This window comes from Paenibacillus sp. CH40 (assembly GCF_024213605.1).
Classification (GTDB): Bacteria; Bacillota; Bacilli; order Paenibacillales; family Paenibacillaceae; genus Paenibacillus; species Paenibacillus polymyxa_B.
Window position 1 is genome coordinate 605347 of the sequence record NZ_JANAVQ010000001.1, and the last position, 10905, is coordinate 616251.

Annotated in this window: 15 protein-coding genes and 1 tRNA gene; 12 read left to right on the plus strand and 4 right to left on the minus strand. The window is 42.4% G+C overall.

What is annotated here, in order from left to right:
- Positions 1 to 13: 13 nt before the first annotated feature.
- Both NLX73_RS02680 and NLX73_RS02685 read right to left on the minus strand, forming a co-directional pair.
- Positions 14 to 1045, minus strand: a complete 1032-nt coding sequence (locus NLX73_RS02680) for a glycosyl hydrolase (RefSeq protein WP_254325299.1) — start codon at positions 1043 to 1045, stop codon at positions 14 to 16.
- A gap of 31 nt (positions 1046 to 1076) precedes the next feature.
- Complete coding sequence (locus NLX73_RS02685) at positions 1077 to 1355, minus strand: hypothetical protein (RefSeq protein WP_069289956.1); 279 nt, start codon at positions 1353 to 1355, stop codon at positions 1077 to 1079.
- Between the two features lie 353 nt (positions 1356 to 1708).
- Here NLX73_RS02685 and NLX73_RS02690 point away from each other — a divergent pair, with 353 nt between their 5' ends.
- The 3 genes from NLX73_RS02690 to NLX73_RS02700 all read left to right on the plus strand — a co-directional run bounded on the left by NLX73_RS02690 (position 1709) and on the right by NLX73_RS02700 (position 2518).
- Positions 1709 to 1891: a hypothetical protein gene (locus NLX73_RS02690; protein WP_013311035.1), complete on the plus strand. Its 183-nt coding sequence runs from the start codon at positions 1709 to 1711 to the stop codon at positions 1889 to 1891.
- 52 nt (positions 1892 to 1943) lie between these two features.
- Positions 1944 to 2270 (plus strand): YnfA family protein, encoded by a 327-nt coding sequence (locus NLX73_RS02695; protein WP_023989398.1) that lies wholly within the window; start codon positions 1944 to 1946, stop codon positions 2268 to 2270.
- 95 nt (positions 2271 to 2365) lie between these two features.
- Positions 2366 to 2518, plus strand: coding sequence for a hypothetical protein (locus NLX73_RS02700; protein WP_165149143.1), 153 nt, complete (start codon positions 2366 to 2368; stop codon positions 2516 to 2518).
- Positions 2519 to 2595: 77 nt separating this feature from the next.
- Here the strand turns inward: NLX73_RS02700 and NLX73_RS02705 are convergent, their stop codons facing one another.
- Positions 2596 to 2784 carry a hypothetical protein gene (locus NLX73_RS02705; RefSeq protein ID WP_254325300.1) on the minus strand — a complete coding sequence of 63 codons (189 nt, stop codon included), beginning with the start codon at positions 2782 to 2784 and terminating at the stop codon, positions 2596 to 2598.
- Positions 2785 to 2914: 130 nt separating this feature from the next.
- Positions 2915 to 3073 carry a hypothetical protein gene (locus NLX73_RS02710; RefSeq protein ID WP_013311032.1) on the minus strand — a complete coding sequence of 53 codons (159 nt, stop codon included), beginning with the start codon at positions 3071 to 3073 and terminating at the stop codon, positions 2915 to 2917.
- A 247-nt stretch (positions 3074 to 3320) separates the two neighbouring features.
- Between NLX73_RS02710 and NLX73_RS02715 the strand changes: the two genes are divergently transcribed.
- The 9 genes from NLX73_RS02715 (at position 3321) to NLX73_RS02755 (ending at position 10684) form a co-directional block, all read left to right on the plus strand.
- A tRNA-Leu gene (locus tag NLX73_RS02715) sits at positions 3321 to 3406 on the plus strand.
- Positions 3407 to 3742: 336 nt separating this feature from the next.
- A complete protein-coding gene (locus tag NLX73_RS02720) occupies positions 3743 to 4420 on the plus strand; it encodes an MBL fold metallo-hydrolase (RefSeq protein ID WP_254325301.1) in 678 nt (225 codons plus the stop codon).
- Positions 4421 to 4913: 493 nt separating this feature from the next.
- The gene (gene loaP / locus NLX73_RS02725) at positions 4914 to 5435 is read left to right on the plus strand and encodes an antiterminator LoaP (RefSeq protein WP_061828474.1); all 522 of its coding nucleotides are present in this window, start codon (positions 4914 to 4916) and stop codon (positions 5433 to 5435) included.
- A gap of 165 nt (positions 5436 to 5600) precedes the next feature.
- Positions 5601 to 6329, plus strand: coding sequence for a 4'-phosphopantetheinyl transferase family protein (locus NLX73_RS02730; RefSeq protein ID WP_254325686.1), 729 nt, complete (start codon positions 5601 to 5603; stop codon positions 6327 to 6329).
- A gap of 49 nt (positions 6330 to 6378) precedes the next feature.
- Positions 6379 to 6618, plus strand: coding sequence for an acyl carrier protein (locus NLX73_RS02735; RefSeq protein ID WP_254325302.1), 240 nt, complete (start codon positions 6379 to 6381; stop codon positions 6616 to 6618).
- Positions 6615 to 7853 carry a beta-ketoacyl synthase N-terminal-like domain-containing protein gene (locus tag NLX73_RS02740; RefSeq protein ID WP_254325303.1) on the plus strand — a complete coding sequence of 413 codons (1239 nt, stop codon included), beginning with the start codon at positions 6615 to 6617 and terminating at the stop codon, positions 7851 to 7853. The genes NLX73_RS02735 and NLX73_RS02740 overlap by 4 nt, the downstream gene beginning before the upstream one ends.
- Before the next feature lie 15 nt (positions 7854 to 7868).
- Positions 7869 to 9131 carry a hydroxymethylglutaryl-CoA synthase family protein gene (locus tag NLX73_RS02745; RefSeq protein WP_069289930.1) on the plus strand — a complete coding sequence of 421 codons (1263 nt, stop codon included), beginning with the start codon at positions 7869 to 7871 and terminating at the stop codon, positions 9129 to 9131.
- Positions 9128 to 9889: an enoyl-CoA hydratase/isomerase gene (locus tag NLX73_RS02750; RefSeq protein WP_061828470.1), complete on the plus strand. Its 762-nt coding sequence runs from the start codon at positions 9128 to 9130 to the stop codon at positions 9887 to 9889. The genes NLX73_RS02745 and NLX73_RS02750 overlap by 4 nt, the downstream gene beginning before the upstream one ends.
- A gap of 45 nt (positions 9890 to 9934) precedes the next feature.
- Complete coding sequence (locus NLX73_RS02755) at positions 9935 to 10684, plus strand: polyketide synthase (protein WP_013310979.1); 750 nt, start codon at positions 9935 to 9937, stop codon at positions 10682 to 10684.
- The last annotated feature ends 221 nt before the right edge of the window (positions 10685 to 10905 follow it).

Here is a 10905-nt window from a genome sequence, read left to right on the forward strand (position 1 = left end):
AAGCTTTTTTCTTTCAGCGGAGGGACTCATGAAGAAGGTCTCGTGTGATGATATTATTTTGGTTCATAAAATGTCTGATTGCTGCTTGTGAATTGGTTGCAGACAGCTCCTTTCCCCATGTCATGGCATAGGCCCAGGCTGGCTGGTTTTGCAGCACCTTCGCACTCGGCAGAATATCACTTTCTCCGATTCCCATAGGCTTGCCCTGCGCAAGCTTTAGCAATTCAGTGTAATAGGAGGATTTATAATCATTATTATAGATATCAACTGCAAGAATATCTACCCGGTTAATACCTGGGAAGGACAGATTATAGGGAGTGCTATATGCGTTTGGGGCATTGGGACTCCACACCCACAACAGGTTATCCAGATGATGGACATGAGTGAACCGATCATACATTAGATTCCACAACTTAGCGTAATTTTGCTTGTTCCCCCACCAAAACCAGTTGCCGTTCATCTCATGATAGGGTCTCCATAAAACAGGTACATCCGCGTCTCGTAAAGTCTTAAGGGACAGAGCCACCTCATCCAGATCGGCGATCAGTTGTTTATATTGCGGGGTACCCGGCGTGATGTAACGATTAAATTCAGCTTGAGTTATTTTTGCTTGTACATTTTTCCACGTTTTGGGTGTGCCCGGTAGCGCCTGATGGAAGGTAATAGCTACGATTCCGCCGTCCTGACTCCATTGGATAGCACTATTCACAACATGCTGACGTTGCTCTTGTAGGGCCGTACGGGACTGATTAGCTAATCCTCCAAACTCATAGCCGTGAAGTCCTGCGTATTGTCCGCTGATTTGTTGTAGCTTGTTATTTTGTTCATCCGGTGCCTCTAAGTAATCATGCTGCCCGGAAATTAGCATATCATCCGGTACATTAGATAGGTAGGCAAGTAATTGCTTGGCTTTGGCAGAGGCCTGAACATTAATTGGCGGGGCGGCATCGGCAACAATGAATGATTGCTGAGAGCCGCTGAAGAGTAAAACAAGCATTAGCAGTAGCACCCTCTGTAACCAAAAGCGTGTTGAGTGAGATTTCATGGCGCTCCTCCTTTGATGCATGGTAATGGGATTAGTATTTTTCTTTTTGCTTTCTAAGCTGTATATAGGCACTAATAATAATCACCAGCAGACTAATCGTGGCCCATCCATTGAATTCCTGTGAGTGTATCCAGTTGTCCCATACAAGGAAGCCTAAAATTACAACGAGCAAACCCATTGCAAGATACATTTTGGTTTGTGCTGGACGTTGGGTGCGTTTTGAAATCCAATGTATGATGCCGAAAACGATGGCTGCCTGAAATAAAAATATGCCCATTATCATTAAACTTGCTATAAAGATTGGGGACATCGGTATCCTCCTCCTGGGTTTACAAACAGAATATGCAGGTTGTAACCGGGATGTGGATTCTTGGATGTGAATTTAATTACAATTGCAGTAAACAATTGAGCGCTGGTTACGATCTTGAACAAGTTGACTAAATTATACCATAACTACCGTCCTGCAATGAAAGACGTCTAAATACCCACTCTACCTTGATTCGACATCATACTTTATATTCAGCGAAATATTGACATATGGATATGCACTTCATATATATGAAGATGCAATCAGAAATATGTGGTAAGTATATGCATAAAAGCACCGCGAAATCGACGGAAAAGTTTGGTATGATTAAAGTGGATTGAAAAGGAGGTACTCTTATGAATGAAGAAAACAGACCATTCTCTAGATCAGCAGATGCTGAAGGAGCCAAAGCGAACTTTGATGCCAATCAGCGGAAGCTTCACTCCGAGGGAGTGCCTAGCTTATGGCGTCAGGTCAGCAACCTGCTGATTCTAGTTGGCGTGATTGCATTGATTATCATTTTAGCTCGAGTGCTCTAATTGAGATATCCAAAAAAACGAAAAGAATTTGAAGAATTAGGGATGTGAAATGGTGTTAAAGGCAGCTTTACTTTTTATATTGGCTGGCATCGCTGAAATTGGAGGAGGATATTTGATTTGGCAGTGGCTGCGTGAAGGGAAGACATGGTATGTCGGACTTTGCGGCGGAGTAATTTTGGCTGTGTATGGAATCATCGCTACCTTTCAGGTTTTTTCCTCCTTTGGGCGTGTATATGCAGCATACGGAGGTGTCTTTATTGTTCTTTCCATCGCATGGGGCTGGTGGATTGATAAAAAGACACCCGACTTGTACGATTTCATTGGTGGATTGATTTGTTTGGTCGGTATAGCAGTAATCCTGTTTCCGCGATCAGGGTGATAGGACGAAAAACCCTTTTTTATTTTCGAAAACATGACTATAGGTCTAAAAAAATAAGCTTCATATTCCGAAATAGAACTTAAGGAGGGGGTTCTATGAACTGGAATCAAATGAAGCTTAGATTGAAATTTGGCAGTACTATGCCGAAGAATGAAGGTAATTTCTCTTTTGGTATCATGTGTGGACTCTTAATCAGCATCGTGCTGTGGATATCGATCATTGGCTGGATTATGCTGATCTTTAAGTGATTTTACGAAATCACTGTACATATCAAAACAAATAAAATTAAGGGCTGCTCACAAACCTGTGTCCTATTACCCATGCTTTATTTTGTGAAATCGTTACGTAACTTGTCTATCCCGCGACCTATGGCTTCATCAATCATATCGGTAGCAGCAGGTGTATCTGCATCGGTGTCAGGAATGCGATTAAATCCTGGCTCGCGCTTGTCGAGGGATTGTTTATGTTCGATTTGATCGTCATTACGATTTTTTTCAGAGTTATTATCTCTCATAGTACATCACAGCTCCTTTTATTAGGTACATTCAGCTTCTATACTTTACATAAACGCTTGTGCTCCAGACTAAACGTTGATAAAAATAAAACCGGGAGGAAGTAAATCCCGCCCGGCACTTCCCAAACAACTAGCGATGCTCAATCAGATCAATCGCTCCCAGAACAACATGAGCCAGTCCGAAACCGAGAATGCCTGTAGCTGCAAGTTTGTACTTACTGCTCAGCAACACAGCGCCTGAAGCCGATACTACCGTTCCAAGAACAGCTGGAATCATACCTTCACGCATTCGTAACACCCCTTCTGGTAGTTTGGAAAGACGTTTATTAGTGTAATTCAAATGTGCACAAGTTATACAAAAAGAGAAAATTATTATTTTTTTTAAAAAACACTTTACAATTCGATAAAATTATCGTATTATATGTTGGTGCCCAATTGAACGACATTTACATAACGAGAACACTTCTTAATCAGATGCATGTTTCTCAGATACTTGTAAGACAAGTAAGTGTAAAGATTAGCGTTCCTAAATTTATGCCGGGGTGGCGGAATTGGCAGACGCACAGGACTTAAAATCCTGCGGTAGGTGACTACCGTACCGGTTCGATCCCGGTCCTCGGCATTCTTGAATTACCATGGACACATCAAAGTTAAATGAACGAAAATAATGAGAGATCTTGTAGCTGCAGTGGAGCATTCAGCAGGTACGCAGGATCAACAAAAAACGTCTCACCGTTAACATACGGAGAGGCGTTTTTTGTTTTGGCAAGATTAAGCGATCTTGTAACAGAGAGTCGGAGCCTTTCTATTGCATCAATGGTTATAATCGTAGGTACCACGAAATGGGGGCTTTATAATTGAGTGTAAATTATCTCCAAAAATGAAGAGGTATAAATCCTTCAAACAGAATGTTGTTGTTTTTAATTAATCATTGGGAAGGTGGTTCAGTGAAGCTGATATGAATCTGACTTATCATATGGAACAGTTAAGAGTTTGTTTTATGAATTTCATTAACTATGTATATTTTGTAATGGATGAGAAAACAAGAGACATAGCTATTGTTGACCCATCATGGGATTTATTGAAAGTAGAATCCTATCTTCAACAATTGAATGGCGATCTCAAAGCGATACTATTAACTCACTCACATTGGGATCATATTAATTTGGTAAATCCACTCCTAGAAAAATATAACCCGCAAGTATTCATGTCAATAAACGAAATCGATTTTTATAATTTTAGATGTAGAAATTTACATTCAATTAAAGACAAGGATTCAATCAAGGTTGGTGAAACGGAAATCAAAAGTCTTTTGACCCCCGGACATACCGTGGGAAGTGTATGCTATCTGTTGTCAGATCGCTTATTTACTGGGGATACAATTTTCATTGAAGGTTGTGGCTTTTGTGACCCAAATGGAGGAGATCCGGTAGAATTATATAATAGCGTTCAAAAAATAAAGCGAGAAATTGATGACTCTATTCAAATTTATCCTGCTCATTCATTTGGTAAAGCGCCTGGTTTTACACTCAATCACCTCATGGATGAAAATATTTATTTTCAATTTACGAGTAAGGAATCTTTTATTAAATTTAGAATGCGTCCGAACCAAAAGGGACTGTTCGATTTCAAATGAGTCTGTAATGTGGTTCAGTTCTAATGGTGAGAGAAAAATTTGAATATAAAAAATAGTACATAACGATCTATCGCTTGTGTATGCCTCAGATGCTCAAGTTCACTAGTATAAAACACCCAGATCAGTTTTTTTATGAGCCGCTAGAAACATAAAAGCTGTACTCGAAAGATAATAATGACCTCAAATTGAGCCATTTTCAGAAAGATTTGCGAATCCAATGATGAACTTGCCGTTCCCAATCAACTGTGAATTGACAGGGTTTGAGTAGAGGATTATAATGGAAAAACATTATTCCAATTATATGATTATATGAAAAATAAAGGAACTTGTCTGTGGTTAATCGCTGGCGGGTCACGTTAACCATTAATAAGGGATATATCGTGAGAGATTGTAGCTTATCAAGTAGGATAAGTGAAAGGGCGAAGCTATGTATATGGGTAGTAGACATTATAGAAGATGATTTGGCAGTACGTTTTTATAGGAGATGAGTTAAGTGAGCTGGTACGTGTTTTTTGTGCGAACGGGTAGGGAAGAACAGGTCAAGCAGCTTATTAATGAGTGGTTGGATTCTGAAGTCTACAAACCCTTTATACCTCTCCAAGAGAGACTTTTTAAAGTAGCAGGAATAGTAAAGAAAGAATGGGCTCCTTTGTTCCCAAGCTATGTATTTATTGAGTCGAATTTACCTGACTTGCAGTTCGTAACCAGTACAAATTCAATGATTTGCACTTCTAGTGATATCATTCGTTTATTGAGATACTCGAAGTTTGAAGCTTCAATGAGAGATTCGGAGAAACAAATGTTAGAAAGTCTATGCAATGATAGCTATTGTATAGAATCATCAACTGGAATTATTGAAGGAGACAATATACGTATCCTAGATGGCCCACTTAAAGGAAGGGGGAGTATAGTCAAGAAAATAGATAGACATAAACGACAAGCGGTCATTCAGTTGGAATTTATGGGTGATATTAGGTTAGTGAGGGTAGCGTTGGAAATTATAAGTAAGGTTTAAAGTGGAGAACTTATGACGAGTTCATACTCCATGAGGAAGCTTTCAGAACCCTTAAGGGATTTGAAGGCCTTTTTTGATTTGGACTGCTAAGTTAGTAGTTTACTAGGGGGGATATGCGTAGCCTCGTATGCAGAACAACTAATATTGAAGCGGGAAGATGCTGTGATGAAGGCGGCCCTCAGTTTTGTCCATGCAGATTATAACGCAGACGCTCCCCTTGATCGGGAAGTTTTCCATTCGGATGAGTGTAGTTACTTCGAGAGTTTGGTATTCCATCGGCGGAAATCCAACTTTGTGCTTGGCAGGCTAAGTGCGAAACAAGCAGTTTCGGTGCTGTTAAGCGAGCCAAACCTGCGCAACGTAAGTGTGGAGACAGGTGTCTTTGGCCAGCCCATGCTTCGAATCAATGGTGTCCACAGTTACCAGGTGAGCATTGCCCATTGCGACTATATCGGAGCGGCTGTTGTTTTTCCCGAAGCGCATCCCATGGGCATTGATATTGAGAGGATTGATTCTAAGCGAAATAAGACAATTGAAAGCCAACTGACGACGGAAGAAAAGGAAAGAATCTCTGTCGTGCGGGGAGTAGGGGAGTACTCAGCTTTATTGACGGTTTTTTGGACAGTGAAGGAGGCCCTGTCGAAAATATTGCGCACAGGTTTTACAACATCGCTGCATGTACTTGAAATGAATGAGACCAGATTGGTGGATGGATACTTCCAAAGTACATTTTCACATTTTCCACAATATGCTGCCCAGTCTTACCGGTTAGGTGACTATATCTGCACGATTGTAGCACCAAGGAAGACGGAATGGAGTATGAATACTTCTCGGATTTATGAGAAATTCAATACAATTTTTCATCGAAATCCGTTTGTAGGTCATGCTTACTGAATACCAGGTTTGTTGAGTTTTAAATCATTTATTTTTTAGGAGGATACCCATGCATAAGGAAGAAGTATTCGATATTGTTAAACGTTGTATTTGTGAAGTGCTTCCTGAATTACAAGATCACACGTTCGAGTATAGCGATCGATTGGTGGATTTGGGTGCAGATTCAGTAGATCGGGCCGAAATTGTAAACAAGACGATGGAAACATTATCTCTTAATATTCCGCGTGTCGAATTGTCTGGCGTGAAAAATATAGGGGAATTGACAGATGCACTTTATGCGAAATTATGAAAAATTATGAAAAATCTGAGTTAGTCGTTACGGGGATTGGTGTGACTTCGGCGATTGGGCAGGGGAAGGCTGCTTTTGCCTCGGCGTTGTTCAAAGGGCAGCATGCATTTGGCGTCATGCAGCGCCCTGGCAGAAGAGGCGAAGCTTCATTTATAGGTGCGGAGCTGCCACCCTTGTCTTATCCGAAGGCATTATCCAAACGAATGTTACGTACAGCATCATTTTCGGGGCAGGTGGCCATGGTAACCCTTCAAGAAGCCTGGAATGATGCCCAATTGGATAACGTTGATCCTAGCCGTATTGGACTGGTGGTTGGAGGCTCCAATTTTCAGCAACGGGAGCTATTTCAGACCTATGAGGCCTACCGGGAAAAAATGTGCTTTGTACCGCCGACCTATGGGGTTTCCTTTATGGATACTGATTTGTGCGGACTATGTACCGAACAGTTCGGCATTCAGGGGTTAGCTTATACCGTCGGTGGTGCATCCGCGAGTGGACAAGTTGCAATCATTCAAGCAATTGAGGCCATTCAAGCAGATCGTGTTGATGTTTGTATTGCAATGGGGGCATTGATGGATATTTCGTATATGGAATGCCAGGCATTGCGGTCCTTGGGAGCGATGGGAAGCGACCGATATGCCGATGAACCTGCAATGGCGTGTCGACCATTTGATCAGTCGCGGGACGGGTTCATCTATGGGGAATCTTGCGGGGTTGTAGTCATAGAACGGGCCGATTCTGCTGTGAGGCGTCGGGAGAAACCTTATGCCAAACTTGCAGGATGGGATATGGGAATGGATCGAAACCGGAATCCCAATCCCTCTTACGAAGGCGAAGCCCGAGTGATTAGAAGAGCTTTGGAGAAAGCAAAGCTGCTACCGGAAGAGATTGATTATATTAATCCCCATGGGACAGGCTCGATCGTTGGAGACGAGATAGAAATAAAGGCACTACAGGATTGTAAATTGTCACATGCCTATATCAATGCAACCAAATCCATTATCGGTCATGGCTTGAGCGCGGCAGGAACGGTTGAAATTGTGGCTACTCTTTTACAAATGAAAGAGTCGAGACTTCACCCTACCCGTAATTTGGAGGAGCCTATCCATTTGGACTGCAATTGGGTGAAGAATGAGTCTGTACCAGCAATTATTCACAATACCATGAATCTGAGCATGGGATTTGGTGGAATCAATACTGCCATTTGTATGCAAAAATGTGAGTCGCGTATTTGAGAGAGGGGGACGATTATGGTTGTCGTGGGAATTGAGGCAATGAACGTTTTTGGTGGCTCTGCCTATCTGGATGTTATGCAATTAGCCCAACACAGGCAATTGGATCCTGCAAGGTTCGAAAATTTATTAATGAAAGAAAAGGCGGTTGCCCTGCCTTATGAAGATCCAGTTACCTTTGGAGTAAATGCGGCAAAACCGCTGGTGGACGCTCTTTCAGAAGCGGAAAAAAACCGAATTGAAATGCTTATCACCTGTACAGAATCAGGTATTGATTTTGGGAAATCAATCAGTACATATATTCACCACTATTTGGGGTTGAATCGGAATTGCAGATTATTTGAGCTCAAGCAAGCCTGCTATTCCGGTACTGCAGGACTCCAAATGGCGGTGAATTTTATTCTTTCTCAGGTCTCTCCAGGAGCAAAAGCGCTTGTAATTGCCAGTGATATTTCACGATTTATTGCTGCTGAAGGCGGGGATGTCTTGAGTGAGGATTGGTCTTATGCTGAGCCCAGTGGAGGCGCAGGGGCCGTGGCAATGCTCATTAGTGAAAATCCTCATGTTTTTCAAATCGATGCAGGCGCTAATGGATATTACGGCTATGAGGTGATGGATACTTGTCGGCCGATTCCAGATAGCGAGGCTGGGGATGCAGACTTGTCTTTAATGTCCTATCTGGATTGTTGCGAGCAAGCGTTTTTGGAATATCAAAAACGGGTGAAAGGAGTGGATTATAAAGATACCTTTCAGTATCTTGCCTTTCATACTCCTTTTGGCGGAATGGTAAAAGGAGCGCATCGCACGATGATGCGAAGGTTGACTCAATCCAAACCAAATGAGATTGAGGCAGATTATTTACAACGTGTTAAGCCTGGATTAGCGTATTGCCAACGGGTCGGAAATATTATGGGGGCAACTTTGTACCTCTCCTTGGCAGGTACGATTGATCAGGGTACATTCGATGCTCCAAAGCGAATCGGCTGTTTTTCCTACGGGTCAGGCTGCTGCTCTGAATTTTATAGCGGGGTTGTTATGCCGCAAAGCCAGGAACATCTACGGCGATTTGAAATTGAGCGTAATTTGAATGATCGCTATCAGTTATCTATGGATGAATATGAATCCCTGCTAAAAGGCAGTGGCGCCGTACGATTTGGAACCCGCAACGCCAAGCTGGATTTTCAATTGATTCCGGGGGTCATAGCTTCCGGGAAAGGGAGACAGCGGTTGTATTTGGAAGAAATCTATGAATTCCACCGTAAATACAGGTGGGAATCATGAGTTATCAAACGATTCAGGTTCGCTTTCAAGAATCGATTTGTTATATTCGGTTTTACCGACCGGAGGCAAACAATACGATTAATAATACCCTCATCGAGGAGTGCTTGCATGTGCTAGCGCTGTGTGAGGAGTCGGTTACGATCGTAGTTTTGGAGGGTCTGCCAGAGGTGTTCTGTTTTGGGGCGGATTTTGAGGGAATGCGTGAAAAAGTGGAAAGTGGACAAGAACATGCAATGAGTCCAGAACCTATGTATGATCTGTGGTTAAAACTAGCAACTGGGCCTTATATCACGATTTCTCATGTGCGAGGAAAAGCAAACGCTGGTGGCGTCGGATTTATTGCTGCCAGCGATATTGTGATAGCTGACGAGACGGCACAGTTCAGCTTGTCAGAATTGCTATTCGGACTTTTTCCTGCTTGCGTTCTACCTTTTTTAGTCCGCAGGATTGGATTCCAAAAAGCGCATTATTTAACACTAATGACGCAGCCCGTTTCGGTTCAACAGGCCCATGTATGGGGATTGGTTGATGCGTACGATGCTCAGAGCGAGATGGTGCTACGCAAACATTTATTACGCCTCAGACGATTGACCAAGAAGGGGATCTTACGCTACAAGCGCTTTATGGATGAACTCAACGATTTGCGTCAATGTAAACCACTAGCGTTGGCGTCCAATCAAGAGGTGTTTTCAGATTCTCAAAATCTTAAAGGGATTTTCCGGTACGTTGAAACGGGGCAATTTCCTTGGATGGACTGATGACGTACGCCACAAGATGGGGATGTAGGAGGGAAGAAGATCATAATGTCACAATCCGTGGTTGAATTACTTGAAATCGAACGAGGTATTATTCAAGTGAAAATGCAAGATAGAGTTCATAAAAATACATTTACGCTTGAAATGACCCATGGACTAAGACAAGCGTTCAAGACGATCCAAGAAGATTCAACCTGCAAAGTCGTAATTCTAACAGGATACGATAATTACTTTGCCACGGGTGGGACGCAAGAGGGACTGTTGGCTTTACATGAAGGAATCTCGAAGTTTACCGATGAAAATATTTACTCTCTTGCATTGGGCTGTAAAGTTCCAGTGATAGCTGCCATGCAGGGACATGCGGTGGGCGGTGGCTTTGTAATGGGGCTATTTGCTGATTTTGTAGTCCTAAGCAAGGAAAGTGTGTACACAACTAATTTTATGAGATACGGATTCACACCGGGAATGGGTGCCACGTATATCATTCCTAAAAAACTTGGGTTCAGCTTGGGAGAAGAACTATTGTTAAATGGGGGCAATTATCGAGGCGTTGAACTGGAGAAACGGGGAGTTCCATTTCCGACCCTGCCCCGCAAAGAAGTGATGGGCTATGTAATGGATCTTGCCCGGCAGCTAGCCGAGAAACCCAGATTTTCTTTAATCACGCTAAAGGATCATTTGGTTGCTCCACTCCGGGAACAGCTTCCCAAAATCGTAGAACAAGAGCTTATCATGCATGAGAAGACCTTTCATCAAGCGGAGGTTAAAGAACGAATTATCAACTTGTTTGGAAAATAACCAAATAGAGATTCCTTGAATGCCTTTGCGGTTGTTCATGCGAACCAGCAACGAGTGTGAAAGAAGCATATAGCCTTCCTCATCACTCGTTTTTTCTTTGATATATTTTAGCAGGCAACTCCCGGCAATGCTTCAAACGTGAATAATAGCTCAAAATGGACAGGGTGATAAGCCTTTAGCTCATGTTATATAAACTTTGTGTTTTGAGGAGTTGGTGGAGA